Consider the following 18,017-nt stretch of genomic DNA (forward strand, 5'->3'; position numbering starts at 1 on the left):
CGCATTTTTGCAGCCGCTGCATGCTTGCGCTTCGCTGCAGGCAGCCTTGCGTCTGCGCAGGCGCGAAGCCGACGCGACGATACGGTATAAATCTTTTACGCATGCATGCGCTGCAAGCATGGCGACATGCGCAGATATCATTTCCGGCTTGCTTCTTGCTCGTCCTATTATCGGACGCATGTTTATGTATTCATGTGTTTCTTTAAGGGGGGAATCATGCAAGCCAACACTGCCTACACCGCTGCACTGCCGGCGGTCAGCACCAACCAGCGCCGACGCGCCATCGTCGCCACCGTGATCGGCAACGGTCTTGAGTGGTTCGATTTCACGGTCTACAGCTTCTTTGCGGTCATCATCGCGAAACTGTTTTTCCCGACCGGCAATGAGCTGACCTCGCTGCTGCTGGCCGTGGCGACGTTCGGCGTCGGTTTCTTCATGCGTCCGGTCGGCGGCATCCTGCTCGGCATCTATGCCGACCGCGTCGGCCGCAAGGCGGCCCTGTCGCTGACGATCCTGCTGATGGCTGCCGGCACGACGCTGATCGGACTGGCGCCGACCTATGAACAGATCGGCCTGTTCGCGCCCTTGATCATTGTGGTCGCGCGCCTGCTGCAAGGTTTCTCCGCCGGCGGCGAAATGGGCAGCGCCACCGCTTTCCTCACCGAGTACGCACCGGTCAAGCAACGCGCCTACTATTCCAGCTGGATCCAGGCCAGCATCGGCGTGGCTGTGCTGCTGGGCGCTGCGGTCGGCACCTTCGTCACCAGCAGCCTGAGTCCTGAGGCGCTGGCGAGCTGGGGCTGGCGCCTGCCTTTCCTGCTGGGCATCATCATCGGCCCGGTCGGTTACTACATCCGCCATCACCTCGACGAAACACCGACTTTCCTCGAAGCCAAGGACAAGACCGATTCGCCGCTGAAAGAAATCATCAGCAACTTCCCGCGTGAGACGCTGGCCAGTTTTTCCATGGTGATCCTGTGGACCGTCTGTACCTACGTGCTGCTGTTTTACATGCCGACTTATTCGATCAAGGTGCTGAAGCTGCCGCAGTCGACCGGTTTCATCGCCGGCATGGTGGGCGGCCTGTGCATTATGGTGTTTGCACCTGTCGTCGGCCGCATCGCCGATCGCTTCGGCCGCCGCGGCTTGCTGTCCGGTGCGGCGCTGCTGATCCTGGTGCTGGCGTATCCGATGTTTGCTTACATCAATGCGACGCCGGGTCTGTTCTCGCTGCTGATTTTCCAACTGGTGTTCGGCATCCTGATCGCCACCTACACCGGCCCTATCCTGGCGGCATTCTCCGAACTGTTTCCTGCGAAGGTGTTGTCGACCGGTTTGTCGGTCGCCTACAACCTGGCGGTGACGATTTTCGGCGGCTTTGCTTCCTTCTTCATCACCTGGCTGATCGCCGCGACAGGCAGCACCATGGCGCCGGCCTTCTACGTCATGATCGCCGCCGCCATCAGCCTGGTCGGCACCCGTTTCGTGCGTGAGCCGTCGTATCTGCAACAAGCTTGATTTTTAGATTTGATTTCCATGACCAAGATTCTCCTGCAGGGCGGCAACGTCCTTGATCCGGCCCACGGCAGCCTGCTGCTCCGCCACGACGTTCTGATTGAAAACGACTGCATCATCAATGTGTCGTCGACACCTATCGACGCGCCTGACGCCAAGCGTATCGATGTCAGCGGCAAGACTGTCATGCCCGGTCTCATCGATTGCCACGTGCACGTGCTGGCTTCGCTGGCTAACCTGGGCGCGAATGCATTGCAACCTGGTTCGCTGACCTCGATCCGCGCTTTGCCGATTGTCGAAGCCATGTTGAATCGCGGCTTCACGACGATACGTGATGCCGGCGGTGCAGACTGGGGACTGGCGCAAGCCATCGCCATTGGACTGGTGCCGGGGCCTCGGATTTTCCCGTCCGGCAAGGCCTTGTCGCAGACCGGCGGCCACGGCGATTTTCGTCCTCGTTCGGATGTGCTGGAGCCGTGCTCCTGCGCCTTCCGCGCCGGTGCGATCGCCCGTGTGGCGGACGGCGTCGATGCCGTGCGGCTGGCGGCGCGCGAAGAAATCCAGAAGGGCGCAACGCAGATCAAGATCATGGCCTCCGGCGGCGTCGCTTCGCCGACCGATCCTATCGGCAACACGCAGTACAGCGAAGATGAAATCCGCGCCATCGTGGCCGAAGCGGAAGCGGCACAGACCTATGTCATGGCGCATGCCTATACCGGTCGGGCGATTTCCCGCGCCGTGCGTTGCGGCGTGCGCACCATCGAGCACGGCAACCTGGTCGATGCCGACGCCGCACGCGTGATGCGCGAGCACGGCGCCTTCGTGGTGCCGACGCTGGTGACTTACGACTCGCTGGCGCGCGACGGTGCGCGTCTCGGTCTGCCTGCGGATTCGGTTGCCAAGATCGAGTCGGTACGCCAGGCCGGCCGTGACTCGCTGAAGATTTATGCCGAGCATGGCGTGCAGATGGGCTTCGGCTCCGACCTGCTGGGCGAGATGCATCAGGACCAGTCGCAGGAATTCGTCATTCGCGCCGAGATCCTCGGCAACCTGGAAGCAATCCGTTCGGCCACCTCGATTGCCGCCGCCATCCTGCAACGCGATGGCGAACTGGGCACCGTACGCGCCGGCGCGCGCGCCGACCTGATCGTGGTCGACGGCAATCCGCTTGACGATATTCGTTTGCTGGCGGGGCAGGGCGAACATCTGTCGCTGGTGATGCAAGGCGGCTATCTGCATCGCAGCAGTATTTGAGTCGCAGGTGAGTAGTCTGTAATTCGCTGCCTGCCGGGCACGCTTTTCGCTCTATGATGGGGTTCTGAGCAGTTTGTCCCTTTGTCCCCTTGTTCGATCACGGACCCCATCATGCGTATTTCTCCGCTTCCTCCTCTACCGTCGCTGATCGCGTTTGAAGCCGCCATGCGGCACAGCAGCTTCACGCGCGCGGCGGCAGAGCTGCATCTGACGCAAAGCGCCATCAGCCGCCAGATCGCGCAGCTCGAACGTTTTCTCGGCAAGAAACTCTTCATCCGCGAACCGCGCGCCCTGCGCCTGACCGTCAGCGGCCAGCGCTATGCCGAAGAGGTGCAGCGCCTGCTGGTCGGTTGCGCCGAAGTGACCGAAGACATCATGAAGCGCAAGGGACACAGCGAACTGACCGTCGCCTGTTCCTCCGGTGTCGCGGTGCTGTGGCTGACGCCGCGCCTGGCGCGCTTCCGTGCGCTGCAGCCGGAATGCCATCTGCGGCTGATCGTCAACGACAGTCTGGCGGCTTTGTCGGAAACCGATTTCGACATGGGGATTTACTTCCTGCGCGACGGCCCGCCGTCCGGGCTGGCGGCGCGCCGGCTGTACGACGAAGAGGTCTTTCCCGTCTGCTCGCCGGCCTATCTCGCCGGACGTACGCTCACTCCAAAGGATTTGCTGCAGGAGACCTTGCTCATGCAAGAGGACGGTCAGCGCCAGTGGCTGTCGTGGCAAAACTGGATGGCGCAGAACGATCTCGCCGACGTGCGCATCGAGCACCAGATTCTGTCCAATCAATATCCGATCCTGCTGCAACTGGCGATGGAAGGCCACGGCATCGTGCTGGCATGGCGCCACATGATCGACGCCTGCATGCGCGCAGGCCTGCTGGTGCGCGCCTGCGACGCCAGCGCCAGCCTCGGCGGCGGCTATTACGCGGTGTGGCCGCGCGACCGCATCGAACACGCGGCGGCGCGCAGCTTTCGCAACTGGCTGGTGGAGGAGAGCGCCGCTTCCATGGAAGCGGACTGAGCGCACCGCTGAGTCGGCGCTGGCGATACAATGGGCGCTGGCAACCTTGTCACATGCTCAAGAGAAATGAACCGCCCATTTAAAATTCCCGAGTCCGTCCTGGTCGTTATTTACACCGAACAACTCGACGTGCTGTTGATCGAACGCACCGACAAGGCCGGTTACTGGCAGTCGGTGACGGGCTCCAAAGACACGCTGGACGAGCCCTTGATGGAAACCGCCCGGCGCGAAGTAGGCGAGGAAACTGGGATCTTCGTCAGCGACGAAATCAGTGTTTCGCCGACAGCCGCCAATCGCGTTCCGTGCGATCATCTGAGCGACTGGCATTTGTCCAATGTGTACGAGATTTATCCGGTCTGGCGGCATCGCTATGCGCCGGGTGTAACGCGCAACACCGAGCACGTGTTCGGCTTGCTGGTGCCGCAGGGCATTCCGGTGACGCTGGCGCCGCGCGAGCATACGCGTTACCAGTGGTTGCCGTACCGCGAGGCCGCCGATCAATGTTTTTCGCCGTCGAATGCCGAGGCGATTTTGCAGTTGCCGCAATATGTCCCGGCAGGATCAGATCGTTCCCAATAATGCGTTGCGGCTGAGATAGCGCATCCAGCAACACCAACAAGGGGTTTTGCCGATCCATGAAGTTACGCATAGCCACTTACAACATCCACAAGGGCGTCACGTCCTTCAGCGGCCGTCCGCGCATCCATGCGCTGAAACAGGCGCTGGCCCAGCTCGACGCCGACCTGCTGTTCCTGCAGGAAGTGCAGGGGCGGCACGACCGCATCGCCGTGCGCCACGCGGCGCACTGGCCGCAACAGTCCCAGCATGAATACCTGGCCGGCGAATCGCATCATGCCGCTTACGGCATGAACGCGGTGTACGACCACGGCCACCACGGCAATGCCTTTCTCTCGCGCTTTGCGATTGCGTCTTCGCGTAATCAGGATGTCTCCGACCATGCCTATGAGTCGCGCGGCATTCTGCATTGCGTGGTCAATATCGACGGCGCCGAAGTCCATTGCTACGTCATCCACCTCGGCTTGTTCGCGCGCAGCCGCCATCGCCAGACTGCGGCGCTGATCGAGGCCGTGCGCGCGTCATCGCCGCCCGATGCGCCGCTGATCATTGCCGGCGACTTCAACGACTGGGGCAACAAGCTCAGCGATTTCCTGCGGATTCGGCTGGGTGTGACCGAAGTGTTCGAGCAGCAATCGATGCCGCACGGCCTGATGGGTTATCTGCGCAAGCTGGGCGGCATGCGGCAGGTGCTGCAGCCGGCGCGGACTTTTCCGGCGTCGATGCCGTGGCTGCGGCTGGACCGCATCTATCTGCGCGGCTTTGAAGTGGAGTCGGCGCAGGTCATGCGCGGCGGATTATGGGCTACGCTGTCGGATCACGCGCCCATCGTCAGCACCTTGCGCTTAAAATGACGCCAACGCCACTTCCGCTGGTTTCCCCCTTGCCCAATCCGCCGCCGCTCCGCCGTCAATCTTTCCCCCGTTTTCCGGTTCCGCCATGCGCGTAATCAGCTATAGCGGCGACAACAACATTACGCTGCTGCGCAGCGGCGCCGAGTTCTTTCCGGCGCTGATTGCCGCCATCGACGACGCGCACGTCGAGATCTATCTCGAAACTTATATTTTCGCCATCGACGACACCGGCATCCTGGTGCGCGATGCCCTGACCCGTGCGGCCAAACGCGGGGTGATAGTGAGCGTCATCACCGACTGGGTCGGCACCGGCCGTGTCGCCAGCAAGCAGGTCAAGGCCACGCTGGTCGAAGCCGGCGTGCAGCATCGCTCTTTCAATCCCTGGTTCCGGCGCGGCGTGGCGCGCAGCCACCGCAAGTTGTGCGTGGTGGATCGCAAATGGGCGTTTGTCGGCGGACTGAACATCATTGACGATTTCATCGATGACGCCAGTCACTCGATCCTGCCGGCGCCGCGCTGGGATTTCGCGGTGCAGCTCAACGGCCCGCTGGTCGAGGCGATCCACGAAGAAATGCAAAACCAGTGGATACGCACCGGCAAGATGAAGCTGCGTGCGCGCTGGGACAAATTCAAAATGGGGCGCTATACCCGGCACGGCACCGAGCCGGGCCAGGCGCTGGCCGGGCTGGTGGTGCGCGACAACCTGCGTAACCGCCGCACCATCCAGCGCGCCTATCTGCAGGCGCTGGGGCGGGCGCGCGACACCGCTTTCCTCGCCAATCCCTATTTCGCACCGGGGCGAAAATTGCGCCGGGCGCTGGAAGAGGCCGCCATGCGCGGCGTGAAGGTGACCTTGCTGCTGGGCGTGGGACAGTTTTATCTGCAGGATGCGGTGGCGCATTCTTTCTATCCGAAACTGCTGCGCGCCGGCGTGCGCATCGTCGAGTACACCAAGACCCAGCTGCACGCCAAAGTCGCCGTCATCGACGATGAATGGGCGACGGTCGGCTCCAGCAACTATGACGGCCTCAGCCTGTTCGTCAACCAGGAGGCCAACGTGGTCGTCAGCGACGTCGATTTCGCGCACACCCTGCGCAACGAAATCGAAGTCGGGCTGAGCGAAGGGCGGCTGGTGCAGTTGCAGGATTTCGAGCACTCGCCGTGGTACAAGAAGCTCTGGTACGGTGCGGCTTTCCTGTTCTATCGCGGCGTCATCCACGTCATCACGCTGGGGCAGGACGCTTGAACTGTGCAAGGTCCTTTGGCGGCAACTATCCTTTCGTACAATTGCGTTGTCACATAAGAGGGGGATAATGCGGGTTCATTTTGCCGGCTGATGAGCGACGTTGGCGGCAACAATGAAATTCCTATTTGATCAATAAAGACAATCAATTTCGTAATTTCAATTGATTTAGTTAAAGTTCATGCAGCGCTGTATCGCAGGTTTATCGATACGGATCTTCTAACCTGGATTTTTTAAGGGATGTGACATGAGCAATAAGTTAACTACCTCCGCAGGCGCCCCGGTAGCCGATAACAACAACATCCAGACCGCCGGTCCACGCGGCCCAGCCCTGCTGCAAGACGTCTGGTTCCTCGAAAAGCTGGCCCACTTCGACCGCGAAGTGATCCCCGAGCGCCGCATGCACGCCAAAGGTTCGGCGGCGTACGGCACCTTCACCGTGACGCACGACATCACGAAATACACCAAGGCCAAGATCTTTTCCGAAGTCGGCAAGAAAACCGACCTGTTCCTGCGCTTCTCGACGGTTGCCGGCGAACGCGGCGCGGCGGACGCCGAACGCGACATCCGCGGCTTCGCCATCAAGTTCTATACCGAACAAGGCAACTGGGATCTGGTGGGCAACAACACGCCGGTGTTCTTCATGCGCGACCCGCATAAATTCCCGGACCTGAACCGCGCCGTCAAACGCGATCCCAAGACCAACCTGCGCAGCGCCAACAACAACTGGGACTACTGGACATTGTTGCCGGAAGCCCTGCATCAGGTCACCATCGTCATGAGCGATCGCGGCCTGCCGCGCTCGTATCGCCACATGCACGGTTTCGGCAGCCATACCTTCAGCTTCATCAACGCCGCCAATGAGCGCTTCTGGGTCAAGTTTGCCTTCAAGACCCAGCAAGGCATCCAGAACCTGACCGATGCCGAAGCCACCGAACTGGTCGGCCATGACCGCGAAAGCTCGCAGCGCGACCTGTTCGATTCGATCGAGAACAAGGACTTCCCGCGCTGGAAGCTGTTCGTGCAGATCATGCCCGAGAAGGAAGCCGGCAGCTATCACATCAATCCGTTCGACCTGACCAAGGTCTGGCCGCACAAGGACTATCCGGAAATCGAAGTCGGCGTGCTGGAGTTGAACCGCAATCCGGAAAACTACTTCGCCGAAGTCGAGCAGGCCGCTTTCTCGCCGGCTAACGTCGTGCCGGGTGTGGGTTTTTCTCCGGACAAGATGCTGCAAGGCCGCTTGTTCTCGTACGGCGACGCGCACCGTTACCGTCTGGGCGTGAACCACTACCAGATCCCGGTCAACGCCGCACGCTGCCCGGTCCACACCTCGCATCGCGACGGCGCCATGCGCGTCGACGGCAATCACGGCGCGACCCTGGGTTACGAGCCGAACAGCTACGGTCAATGGCAAGAACAGCCTGACTTCCGCGAACCGCCGCTGGCCATCGAAGGCGCCGCCGATCACTGGAACCACCGCGTCGACGACGACTACTATTCGCAGCCGCGTGCGCTGTTCCAGCTGATGACGCCGGCGCAGCAGCAGGTCCTGTTCGAAAACACCGCACGCGCCATCAATGGCGCATCGGAACCGGTCGTGCAGCGTCATATCGACAACTGCACCAAGGCTGATCCGGCTTACGGTGCGGGTGTGGCGAAGGCGATTGCTGCGTTGAAGGCCGGCAGCAAATGATGGCGCACTGAAGTAAAGAAGCAATGAACACATACTCGCCGGAAGGTCGGTATGAAGAAGTATCAAAACGCCGTCGTCCCATAAGGACGGCGGCGTTTTTTTATAGATAGAAAAATTTGAAAATATTCATCTTTCATACCGAAAATCCACCGTATCGCCATTGCCTCTGAAATGGACTAAGATGGACGTCCCGGATTTCAACAAGCAAGTCAGTCCACCCCCGGAAAGACTTCGGATATTTAATCAAAGGAGTGAAACATGGATGACGTCGTTATTGTTGCAGCACAGAGAACAGCGGTCGGTAAGTTCGGCGGTTCCTTGTCGAAAATTGCCGCCTCCGATCTCGGCGCGCAAGTCATCAAAGCATTGCTGGCGAAAACAGGCATCAAGCCTGAAAGCATCAGCGAAGTCATCCTCGGCCAGGTGCTGACAGCCGGCGTCGGCCAGAACCCGGCGCGCCAGGCGGTGATCCGCTCCGGCCTGCCCGACATGGTTCCGGCCTTCGTGGTCGGCAAGGTGTGCGGCAGCGGTCTGAAGGCCGTGCAACTGGCGGTGCAGGCGATCAAGTGCGGCGACGCGCAGATCGTCATCGCCGGCGGCCAGGAAAACATGAGCGCCTCGCCGCACGTGCTGAACAACTCGCGCGACGGCTTCCGCATGGGCGACGCCAAACTGACCGACACCATGATCGTCGACGGCCTGTGGGACGTCTATAACCAGTACCACATGGGTATCACCGCTGAAAACGTCGCCAAGAAATACGACATCTCCCGCAAGGAGCAGGACGAATTCGCCGCCGCTTCGCAGAACAAGGCGGAAGCCGCGCAAAAGGCCGGCAAGTTCAAGGATGAAATCGTCCCGATCGAAATCAAGAGCAAAAAAGAAACCATCCTGTTCGACACCGATGAGTTCATCAAGCCGGGCGTCACCGCCGAGGCGCTGGGCACGCTGCGCCCTGCTTTCGACAAGGAAGGCACTGTCACCGCCGGCAATGCTTCCGGCATTAACGACGGCGCGGCTGCGGTGGTCGTGATGTCGGCCAAGCTGGCTGCCGAACTCGGCCTGCCGGTGCTGGCCAAGATCAAGTCTTACTCGTCGGCCGGCCTGGATCCGAGCATCATGGGCATGGGCCCGGTGCCGGCGTCGCAACTGACCTTGAAGAAGGCCGGCTGGACACCGCAGGACCTGGACCTGATGGAAATCAACGAAGCCTTTGCGGCGCAAGCGATTGCGGTCAACAAGCAAATGGGTTGGGACACCAGCAAGATCAACGTCAACGGCGGCGCGATTGCGATCGGTCACCCGATCGGTGCATCCGGCTGCCGCGTGCTGGTCACGCTGCTGCACGAAATGGTTCGCCGCGACGCCAAGCGCGGTCTGGCCAGCCTGTGTATCGGCGGCGGCATGGGCGTGGCGCTGGCGGTCGAGCGTTGATGCCTTGCCGGGTTTGCAGCCCGGCGCGCTGAGCAATATGCAGCAGAAATGCCGGCCTTGGGAGCTTCCGCAAGGCCGGCATTTTCATTTTGACTTGAATTCAATCTGAACCAACATGGACACCACCCGCATCGACAAATGGCTCTGGGCGGCGCGCTTCTTCAAGACGCGTTCACTGGCGACCGATGCCGTCGAGCGCGGCAAGGTCAGGTTCAACGGCGAGCGCACCAAGCCTTCGCATAATGTGAAGATCGGCGACACCTTGCTGATCGACAACGGCGCCACTGAATGGGAAGTGCTGGTCTGCGGCATCTCCGACAAGCGCGGCTCGGCCGCCGCGGCGCAGACCTTGTATGGCGAAACCGCCGCCAGCGCGGAAAAGCGCAGGTTGAGCAGCGAACAGCGCCATTTTTTCCGCGAACCCACAGCGGCGCTCAAAGGCCGCCCGACCAAGCGCGACCGTCGCTTGCTGGATCAATCTTCTTCCTGACTTTCGTTTCGGGACTTCGCTCCGGACCCGGCCGGCGGGCCTTCTTGGCCGGTCTCGCACCGCCGTTTCTTTTTCGCAAGATTGCTGTCCGGCTTTACGTGATGATGCCCTTTGTCGCGCTTCTCAAAGTAAATCTGCGCGGCTCTCATTTTTTGTTTGACTTTTATGGGGCAATGAATAATAGTACGACCGTTCGCATAAAAAATTTTGAGCTGCCCAGGTAGGCCGAAGACAACAATAAAGACCGGTGCAGCACGTAGCAGTTGGCGTTTTTCGAGATACAACAATGATTGAGACATCATCCTCCGTGACACGACCGAAGTTCATGCGCAAGGGCGAGCTCACGCGCGCCGCCATTCTTGACGTGGCGCTGGAGCTTTCCAGCCGCGACGGCCTGGAAGGCCTCACCATCGGTTTGCTCGCCGAAAAAATGAAGATGAGCAAATCCGGCGTGTTCGCTCATTTCGGCTCGCGCGAAGATCTGCAAATCGAAGTGGTGCGCCTGTATCACCATCGTTTCGAGCAGGAAGTTTTCTATCCCAGCATCAAGGAGCCGCGGGGCCTGCAGCGCCTGCAGGGCATGTTTGCGCGCTGGGTCAAGCTGGTTAGCGTGGAAATCGCGCTCGGCTGCATCTATATCAGCGGCGCGGTCGAATACGACGACCGTCCCGGCGCCATCCGCGACCATCTGGTGGCGATGGTGCAGGCCTGGCGCGACGCACTGCATCGCTGCATCAACCAATCCATGGAAATGGGTCACCTGCGCGACGACATCAATGTCGAGCAAATGGTCTATGAAATCTACGGCCTGATCCTGGCGCTGCATCACGATGCGCGTTTTCTCAAGATTCCGGGCAGCGTAGAGCGTGCACAGGCTGGTTTCGATCGCCTGATCGATAGCTACCGCAATCCGCAAGCACCGCAAATTTCGGCGGCCGCCAAGGCCGCGGGCAGCAAAAGCACGAAGAGTACGAGCGCCGCTACAAAAAAAGCAGCTTAGTTAGTTTGAAGTATCACTGATCCATTTTCTGATTCATCAGTTCTGCCGGAGACAAAAACATGCCCCAATACAACGCCCCCCTTCGCGACATGCAATTCGTTCTGCATGAGTTGCTGAAGGTAGAAGACGTCCTCAAAACCTTGCCGGCGCACGCCGATACCAACCGCGAACTGATCGACCAGGTGCTGGAAGAGGGCGGCAAGTTCACCTCGCAGGTGCTGTTCCCCCTGAACCACTCGGGCGACCGCGAAGGCTGTACCTACAACAAGGAAACCAAGACCGTCACGCCGCCGAAGGGCTACAAGGAAGCCTACAAGCAATACGTGGAAGCCGGCTGGGCGGCGCTGTCCTGCGATCCGGATTTCGGCGGCCAGGGCCTGCCGCTGGTGATGAACAATTCGTTCTACGAAATGCTGAACTCGTCGAACCAGGCATGGACCATGTATCCCGGCCTGTCGCACGGCGCGTATGAGTGCATCCACGCGCACGGTTCCGACGAGCAAAAAGCGCTGTACCTGCCGAAGCTGATCTCCGGCGAATGGACCGGCACCATGTGCCTGACCGAAGCGCACTGCGGCACCGATCTGGGTTTGCTGCGTTCGAAGGCGGAGCCGCAAGCGGACGGTTCCTACAAGATCACCGGCAGCAAAATTTTCATCTCGGCCGGCGAGCACGACATGTCGGACAACATCGTCCACCTGGTGCTGGCGCGCCTGCCGGATGCACCGCAAGGTTCCAAGGGCATTTCGCTGTTCATCGTGCCGAAGTTCATGCCGAACGCCGACGGTTCGCTGGGTTCGCGTAACCCGATTGCCTGTGGCGCCATTGAAGAAAAAATGGGCATCCACGGCAACGCCACCTGCCAGATGAACCTGGACGGCGCAGTCGGCTGGCTGATCGGCGAACCGCACAAGGGTCTGAACGCGATGTTCGTGTTCATGAACGCCGCGCGCCTGGGCGTCGGCATGCAAGGCCTGGGTTTGACCGAAGTCGCGTATCAGAACGCGCTGGTCTACGCCAAAGACCGCATCCAGATGCGCAGCCTGTCGGGCGTCAAGGCGCCGGACAAGGCGGCTGATCCGATCATCGTCCACCCGGACGTACGCCGCATGCTGCTGACTGCCAAGGCTTATGCCGAAGGCGGCCGCGCATTCTGCTCCTACGTCGCGCTGCAACTGGATAAGGAACTGAATCATCCGGACGAAGAAGTTCGCAAGGAAGCCGCCGACCAGGTCGCGTTGCTGACGCCGGTGGTCAAGGCCTTCATCACCGACAACGCCTGGATCGCCACCTCCGAGTGTCTGCAAGTCTACGGCGGCCACGGCTACATCTCCGAATGGGGCATGGAGCAATACGTGCGCGACGCCCGCATCAACATGATCTATGAAGGCACCAACACCATCCAGTCGCTGGATTTGCTGGGCCGCAAGATCTTGATGGACAACGGCGCCAAGCTGAAGAAGTTCGGCGCGCAAGTCCAGGCCTTCATCGAAGACAACGGCACCGACGAAGCCATGTCCGAGTTCATCTCGCCGCTGGCCGACATCGGCGACAAGGTCAGCAAGCTGACCATGGAAATCGGGATGAAGGCCTTCCAGAATCCGGACGAAGTCGGCGCCGCCGCCGTGCCTTACCTGCGCGTGGTGGGCCATCTGGTCTATGCCTATTTCTTCGCGCAAATGGCGAAGATTGCGCTGGAAAAGCAGGATTCGGGCGACAACTTCTACAAGTCCAAGCTGGCGACGGCGCGTTTCTACTTCGCGCGCCTGTTGCCTGAGACCGCGACCCTGATCCGCCAGGCGCGTTCGGGCTCGGCCAATCTGATGGCGCTGGACGCCGACTTGTTCTGAGTAACTGTTCAAGCGGCGAGCGTGACGGTGGGTAGGTTTGCGAACCTCACCGTCACGCCAGTGTCATCACAGCACAGCATGCTGTAAAAAATTGCAGGAAGGCGTAGAGTGTCGCAAACCGTTCGGTTTTTTTGCGACCTGCTTCCTGATCAGCCAGACCTCATTTCTGCATCACTAAAAGGAGACACGCGTGTCCAACTTCATCGTCAAAAAAGTAGCCGTCCTCGGCGCGGGTGTGATGGGCGCCCAGATTGCAGCGCACTGCATCAACGCCAAAGTGCCGGTCGTCCTGTTCGACCTGCCGGCCAAAGAAGGCCCAAAGAACGGCATCGTCCAGCGCGCCATTGAAAACCTGAAAAAACTCAGCCCGGCGCCCTTGGGCAACAAGGATGACGCCGCCCTGATCCAGGTCGCCAACTACGAAGATGACATCGAGCTGCTCAAGGGCTGCGACCTGATCATCGAAGCCATCGCCGAACGCATGGACTGGAAGCACGACCTGTACAAGAAGGTTGCGCCGCACATCGCGCCGAATGCGATCTTCGCGTCCAACACTTCCGGCCTGTCGATCAACGCGCTGTCCGAAGGTTTCGACGCCGAACTGAAATCGCGTTTCTGCGGCGTGCACTTCTTCAACCCGCCGCGTTACATGCACCTGGTGGAACTGATCCCGACCGCCACCACCAATCCGGAAATCCTCAACCAGCTCGAAGCCTTCCTGACCACCACGCTGGGCAAGGGCGTCGTGCGTGCTTTCGATACTCCCAACTTCGTCGCCAACCGCATCGGCGTGTTCGGCATCCTGGCCACCGCCATCGAAGCGGAGAAATACGGCTTGTCGGTCGACGTCGTCGACGATCTGACCGGCGCCAAGCTGGGCCGCGCCAAGTCGGGCACCTTCCGCACGGCGGACGTGGTCGGTCTGGACACCATGGGCCACGTCATCAAGACCATGCAAGACAACCTGAAGGACGATCCGTTCTTCTCGTCGTACGCGACGCCGCCATTGCTGGCCAAGCTGGTTGAGCAGGGCGCACTCGGCCAGAAGAGCGGCGCCGGTTTCTACAAGAAGGTCGGCAAGGACATCCTACGCATCGATCCGGCCAAGGGCGATTACGTCCCGGGCGGCGGCAAGGCCGACGACATCATCGCGCGCATCCTGAAAGAAAAGGATCCGGTCAAGCGCATGAAGGCGCTGCATGACTCGACCAATCCGCAAGGCCAGTTCCTGTGGGCGATCTTCCGCGATGCTTTCCACTACATCGCCGTTCATCTGGAAACCGTCGCCGACAACGCGCGCGACCTGGACTTTGCGATGCGCTGGGGCTTCGGCTGGAGCGTCGGTCCGTTCGAGACATGGCAGGCTTCCGGCTGGCAGCAGGTCGCCACCTGGATCAAGGAAGACATCGACGGCGGCAAGGCGCTGTCGACGGCGCCGCTGCCGGCCTGGGTGTTTGATGGCCGTGAAGGCGTGCATAGCGCGCAAGGTTCTTACTCGCCATCGAAGAAAGCCAACGTCGCCCGTTCCGAACTGCCGGTGTATCAACGCCAGGCTTTCCGCGCACCGCTGGTCGGCGAAGGCGCTGCCGACGGCAAGACCGCGGGCACTACCTTCTTCGAAGACGACTCGGTCCGCATCTGGCATCAGAACGACGACGTGCTGATCCTGTCCTTCAAGACCAAGATGCACGTCATCGGCCAGGGTGTGATCGACGGCATGAACAAGGCCGTCGACGAAGCCGAGAAAAACTTCAAGGGCCTGGTGATCTGGCACGCGGACGCAGCCGAAGGCGGCGCGTTCTCGGCCGGCGCCGATTTGCAATCGATGCTGCCGCTGTTCATGTCTGGCGGCGTCAAGGCGATCGAGCCGGTCGTGCATCACCTGCAGCAGGCGCATCAGCGCCTCAAGTACGCCAACGTCCCGGTCATCGCTGCGGTCGCCGGTCTGGCGCTGGGCGGCGGTTGCGAATTGTTGCTGCACACCGCCAAGCGTGTGGTGTCGATCGAGTCCTATATCGGTCTGGTGGAAGTCGGCGTCGGGCTGATCCCGGCCGGCGGCGGCCTGAAAGAAGCGGCCGTGCGCGCCGCCAGGGAAGCCAAGGGCAACGACATCCTGCAATTCCTCAAGGACTACATGCTGGCCGCGGCCACCGCCAACGTCTCCAAGTCGGCGCTGGAAGCACGCAAGCTGGGCTACCTCAAGTCGGACGACGTGATCGTCTTCAATCCTTACGAATTGCTGCACGTGGCCAAGGTCGAAGCGCGCGCGATGTTCGATTCCGGTTATCGTCCGGCACTGGCGCCGCAAGTCTCGGTGGTCGGCCGCTACGGCGTGGGCACCATCATGGCGCAACTGGTCAACATGCGCGACGGCGGCTTCATTTCCGCACACGACTTCAAGCTGGGACAGATGATCGCCGAGATCGTCAGCGGCGGCGAAGTCGAAGAGGGCAGCGTGGTCAACGAGCAATGGTTGCTGGATCTGGAGCGCAAGGCGTTCATGGAACTGCTGAACCATCCGAAGACTCAGGAACGAATCATGGGCATGATGCAGACCGGCAAACCGGTTCGTAACTAATTGCACGCAGCCACGTAAAAATCAGGAGCCATAAATGACCAAACAACTTCAAGACGCCTACATCGTCGCTGCGACGCGCACCCCGATCGGCAAAGCGCCGCGCGGCATGTTCAAGAACGTGCGTCCGGACGACCTGCTGGTGCGCGTGATTCAATCCGCGATTGCGCAAGTCCCCGGCCTCGATCCGAAACTGATCGAAGACGCCATCATCGGCTGTTCTTTCCCTGAAGGCGCACAAGGCCTCAACATGGCGCGCAATGCCGTGCTGCTGGCCGGCCTGCCGAACACCATCGGCGGCGTGACCATCAATCGCTACTGCGCATCCGGCATTACCGCGGTGGCGATGGCGGCAGACCGTATCCGCGTCGGCCAGGCCGACGTCATGATCGCCGGCGGCGCCGAGTCGATGTCCATGGTGCCGATGATGGGCTTCCATCCATCGATCAACATGGGCGCCTTCAAGGATGAAAACATCGGCATGGCCTACGGCATGGGCCTGACCGCTGAAAAAGTCGCCCAGCAATGGAAGGTTTCGCGCGAAGCGCAGGATGCATTTGCACTGGCGTCGCACCAGAAGGCGATTGCTGCGCAACTGGCCGGCGAATTCAACGATGAAACGACTTCGGTCGACATCATCGAACGTTTTCCCAACCTGGCGACCGGTCAGATCGACATCAAGACCCGCACCGTCAACAAGGACGAAGGTGCGCGCGCCGACAGCACCATCGAAGCACTGACCAAGCTCAAACCGGTATTCGCCGCCAAGGGCAGCGTCACCGCCGGCAACAGCTCGCAGACTTCGGACGGCGCCGGCGCATTGATCTTGGTCAGCGAAAAGATCCTCAAGCAATTCAACCTGACCCCGCTGGCGCGCTTCGCCTCGTTCGCCGTGCGCGGCGTACCGCCGGAAATCATGGGCATCGGTCCGAAGGAAGCCATCCCCGTCGCCCTGCGCGCGGCCGGCATCACCCAGGATCAGTTGGACTGGATCGAGCTGAACGAAGCTTTCGCGGCGCAAGCACTGGCCGTGATTCAGGATCTGGGCCTGGATCCGTCCAAGGTCAACCCGATGGGCGGCGCGATTGCACTCGGCCATCCGCTGGGCGCGACCGGCGCCATCCGCGCCGCGACCACGATCCACGCGATGCGTCGCAAGAACCTGAAGTACGGCATGGTCACCATGTGCGTCGGTACGGGCATGGGCGCGGCAGGCATTTTCGAACGCATGTAATTCGGCAAAACGACAAAACTTAAGAATCAAGCCGCACAGTCACTGGCCGTGCGGCTTTTTTTATCGGAGACATATGGACGTTCAAATCACCAAAGAAAATGGCATCCTGACTATCGGCTTCAATCGCGAGGAAAAGAAGAACGCCATTACCGCCGCGATGTACCAGCAGTTGGCGGACGCCATGAAGGATGCCGAAACCGACAGCGCCGTGCGCGCCATTCTGTTCACCGGCAAGCCGCAGGCTTTCAGCGCAGGTAACGACCTGGAGGACTTCCTCAAGAATCCTCCCAATAGCAAAGATGCGCCGGTATTCCAGTTTCTGTGGGAAATCAGTCATGCCAGCAAGCCTGTAGTCGCGGCCGTTTCCGGCGTTGCCGTCGGCATCGGCACCACCTTGCTGCTGCACTGCGACTTGGTCTACGCCGCGGACAATGCTCGCTTCTCGATGCCATTCACGCAACTGGGGTTGTGCCCCGAGGCCGCCTCGTCCTTGCTGCTGCCGCATCTGGTCGGCTACCAGCGCGCCGCCGAGAAGCTGCTGCTCGGCGAAGCTTTCGACGCTGCCGAGGCGCGCGACATGGGTATCGTCAATCGGGTGCTGACGGTGGACGAGCTGCTGCCCTTCGCGCAGAAGCAGGCTGCAAAGCTGGCGGCGTTGCCGGCAAGCTCGATCCGCGTCACCAAGCAACTCATGAAGAAGAACCGTGTGGCGGCGACCGAAGCACAGATGGCTTCTGAAATTGAACACTTTGCAAAGATGCTGACTGCGCCGGAAGCGAAGGAGGCGTTCACGGCTTTCTTTGAAAAGCGTAAGCCGGATTTCACGAAATTTGCCTGATAGTGCTGATATAGAGAGTTGAGCCTGGCGTGAAGGCGAGATGTGATTAGCGTCACGCTTGGTAAGGCTGATTGTCTGTATATATAGAAGCGAAGAAACGAAGCCCATCCCGCCAGGGATGGGCTTCGTGTTTTTGGGGTTTGATTTTGTTTGTTGGTGTAATACAGAGCCGGCAAGGGTTTGCGGGCGATAGATGAAGAAACTTCAAATAATTTCGCAAAAGGGGTTGCGGTATCGGCGAGAGCTTTGCTATAGTTCGCCTCCCCGCTGATTCAGCGATGCAGCAAGCCGCAAGGCAGCGCAGGTTTGAGAAGGCTGGGGGAAGTAAAACAGGTTTTTGGAAGTGAGAAGTTGCAGTAAGAATTTTTAGTGAAGCGTTAAAAAAGTAGTTGACGCAAATTAAAAAACACTACATAATCTCGCTTCTCTGCTGCT

At 60.3% G+C, this 18,017-nt stretch carries 15 protein-coding genes; 14 read left to right on the forward strand and 1 reads right to left on the reverse strand.

The features are described from left to right. Positions 1-216: 216 nt before the first annotated feature. The 9 genes from AKL25_RS22560 to AKL25_RS22600 all read left to right on the forward strand — a co-directional run bounded on the left by AKL25_RS22560 (position 217) and on the right by AKL25_RS22600 (position 10,085). On the forward strand, positions 217-1,518 hold the full coding sequence (locus AKL25_RS22560) for an MFS transporter (RefSeq protein WP_050479948.1): 1,302 nt from the start codon (positions 217-219) through the stop codon (positions 1,516-1,518). An 18-nt stretch (positions 1,519-1,536) separates the two neighbouring features. After that, the gene (locus tag AKL25_RS22565) at positions 1,537-2,769 is read left to right on the forward strand and encodes a metal-dependent hydrolase family protein (RefSeq protein ID WP_050479949.1); all 1,233 of its coding nucleotides are present in this window, start codon (positions 1,537-1,539) and stop codon (positions 2,767-2,769) included. A 111-nt stretch (positions 2,770-2,880) separates the two neighbouring features. Next, positions 2,881-3,792 (forward strand): LysR substrate-binding domain-containing protein, encoded by a 912-nt coding sequence (locus tag AKL25_RS22570; RefSeq protein ID WP_050479950.1) that lies wholly within the window; start codon positions 2,881-2,883, stop codon positions 3,790-3,792. Between the two features lie 66 nt (positions 3,793-3,858). Beyond that, positions 3,859-4,371, forward strand: coding sequence for a dihydroneopterin triphosphate diphosphatase (gene nudB, locus AKL25_RS22575; protein ID WP_050479951.1), 513 nt, complete (start codon positions 3,859-3,861; stop codon positions 4,369-4,371). Positions 4,372-4,427: 56 nt separating this feature from the next. Beyond that, the gene (locus AKL25_RS22580; RefSeq protein ID WP_050479952.1) at positions 4,428-5,222 is read left to right on the forward strand and encodes an endonuclease/exonuclease/phosphatase family protein; all 795 of its coding nucleotides are present in this window, start codon (positions 4,428-4,430) and stop codon (positions 5,220-5,222) included. Between the two features lie 85 nt (positions 5,223-5,307). Continuing rightward, positions 5,308-6,468: a cardiolipin synthase ClsB gene (gene clsB / locus AKL25_RS22585; RefSeq protein ID WP_050479953.1), complete on the forward strand. Its 1,161-nt coding sequence runs from the start codon at positions 5,308-5,310 to the stop codon at positions 6,466-6,468. A 244-nt stretch (positions 6,469-6,712) separates the two neighbouring features. Beyond that, positions 6,713-8,161 (forward strand): catalase, encoded by a 1,449-nt coding sequence (locus tag AKL25_RS22590; protein ID WP_050479954.1) that lies wholly within the window; start codon positions 6,713-6,715, stop codon positions 8,159-8,161. A 258-nt stretch (positions 8,162-8,419) separates the two neighbouring features. Beyond that, the gene (locus tag AKL25_RS22595; RefSeq protein WP_050479955.1) at positions 8,420-9,595 is read left to right on the forward strand and encodes an acetyl-CoA C-acetyltransferase; all 1,176 of its coding nucleotides are present in this window, start codon (positions 8,420-8,422) and stop codon (positions 9,593-9,595) included. A 115-nt stretch (positions 9,596-9,710) separates the two neighbouring features. Next, positions 9,711-10,085 (forward strand): RNA-binding S4 domain-containing protein, encoded by a 375-nt coding sequence (locus tag AKL25_RS22600; protein WP_050479956.1) that lies wholly within the window; start codon positions 9,711-9,713, stop codon positions 10,083-10,085. Here the strand turns inward: AKL25_RS22600 and AKL25_RS22605 are convergent. Further along, positions 10,070-10,384, reverse strand: coding sequence for a hypothetical protein (locus tag AKL25_RS22605; protein WP_157050736.1), 315 nt, complete (start codon positions 10,382-10,384; stop codon positions 10,070-10,072). The genes AKL25_RS22600 and AKL25_RS22605 overlap by 16 nt on opposite strands. Here AKL25_RS22605 and AKL25_RS22610 point away from each other — a divergent pair. The 5 genes from AKL25_RS22610 to AKL25_RS22630 all read left to right on the forward strand — a co-directional run bounded on the left by AKL25_RS22610 (position 10,372) and on the right by AKL25_RS22630 (position 17,582). After that, a complete protein-coding gene (locus AKL25_RS22610; protein ID WP_083444841.1) occupies positions 10,372-11,085 on the forward strand; it encodes a TetR/AcrR family transcriptional regulator in 714 nt (237 codons plus the stop codon). The two genes, AKL25_RS22605 and AKL25_RS22610, sit on opposite strands and share 13 nt — an antisense overlap. A gap of 59 nt (positions 11,086-11,144) precedes the next feature. Beyond that, positions 11,145-12,935: an acyl-CoA dehydrogenase C-terminal domain-containing protein gene (locus AKL25_RS22615; RefSeq protein WP_050479959.1), complete on the forward strand. Its 1,791-nt coding sequence runs from the start codon at positions 11,145-11,147 to the stop codon at positions 12,933-12,935. Positions 12,936-13,125: 190 nt separating this feature from the next. Continuing rightward, positions 13,126-15,513: a 3-hydroxyacyl-CoA dehydrogenase/enoyl-CoA hydratase family protein gene (locus tag AKL25_RS22620; RefSeq protein ID WP_050479960.1), complete on the forward strand. Its 2,388-nt coding sequence runs from the start codon at positions 13,126-13,128 to the stop codon at positions 15,511-15,513. Between the two features lie 34 nt (positions 15,514-15,547). Beyond that, complete coding sequence (locus AKL25_RS22625) at positions 15,548-16,744, forward strand: acetyl-CoA C-acyltransferase (RefSeq protein ID WP_050479961.1); 1,197 nt, start codon at positions 15,548-15,550, stop codon at positions 16,742-16,744. A 73-nt stretch (positions 16,745-16,817) separates the two neighbouring features. After that, positions 16,818-17,582, forward strand: a complete 765-nt coding sequence (locus tag AKL25_RS22630; protein WP_050479962.1) for an enoyl-CoA hydratase — start codon at positions 16,818-16,820, stop codon at positions 17,580-17,582. The last annotated feature ends 435 nt before the right edge of the window (positions 17,583-18,017 follow it).

Source organism: Herbaspirillum rhizosphaerae (assembly GCF_001189965.1).
In the GTDB taxonomy this organism is placed as follows: domain Bacteria; phylum Pseudomonadota; class Gammaproteobacteria; order Burkholderiales; family Burkholderiaceae_D; genus Herbaspirillum; species Herbaspirillum rhizosphaerae.

Coding starts and splice junctions, on each gene's coding strand:
- AKL25_RS22605 (WP_157050736.1), bottom strand. CDS start 10,384: ATGTCTCAATCATTGTTGTATCTCGAAAAACGCCAACTGCTACGTGCT.
- clsB (WP_050479953.1), top strand. CDS start 5,308: ATGCGCGTAATCAGCTATAGCGGCGACAACAACATTACGCTGCTGCGC.
- AKL25_RS22610 (WP_083444841.1), top strand. CDS start 10,372: ATGATTGAGACATCATCCTCCGTGACACGACCGAAGTTCATGCGCAAG.
- AKL25_RS22570 (WP_050479950.1), top strand. CDS start 2,881: ATGCGTATTTCTCCGCTTCCTCCTCTACCGTCGCTGATCGCGTTTGAA.
- AKL25_RS22590 (WP_050479954.1), top strand. CDS start 6,713: ATGAGCAATAAGTTAACTACCTCCGCAGGCGCCCCGGTAGCCGATAAC.
- AKL25_RS22580 (WP_050479952.1), top strand. CDS start 4,428: ATGAAGTTACGCATAGCCACTTACAACATCCACAAGGGCGTCACGTCC.
- AKL25_RS22560 (WP_050479948.1), top strand. CDS start 217: ATGCAAGCCAACACTGCCTACACCGCTGCACTGCCGGCGGTCAGCACC.
- AKL25_RS22615 (WP_050479959.1), top strand. CDS start 11,145: ATGCCCCAATACAACGCCCCCCTTCGCGACATGCAATTCGTTCTGCAT.
- AKL25_RS22565 (WP_050479949.1), top strand. CDS start 1,537: ATGACCAAGATTCTCCTGCAGGGCGGCAACGTCCTTGATCCGGCCCAC.
- nudB (WP_050479951.1), top strand. CDS start 3,859: ATGAACCGCCCATTTAAAATTCCCGAGTCCGTCCTGGTCGTTATTTAC.
- AKL25_RS22630 (WP_050479962.1), top strand. CDS start 16,818: ATGGACGTTCAAATCACCAAAGAAAATGGCATCCTGACTATCGGCTTC.
- AKL25_RS22625 (WP_050479961.1), top strand. CDS start 15,548: ATGACCAAACAACTTCAAGACGCCTACATCGTCGCTGCGACGCGCACC.
- AKL25_RS22600 (WP_050479956.1), top strand. CDS start 9,711: ATGGACACCACCCGCATCGACAAATGGCTCTGGGCGGCGCGCTTCTTC.
- AKL25_RS22595 (WP_050479955.1), top strand. CDS start 8,420: ATGGATGACGTCGTTATTGTTGCAGCACAGAGAACAGCGGTCGGTAAG.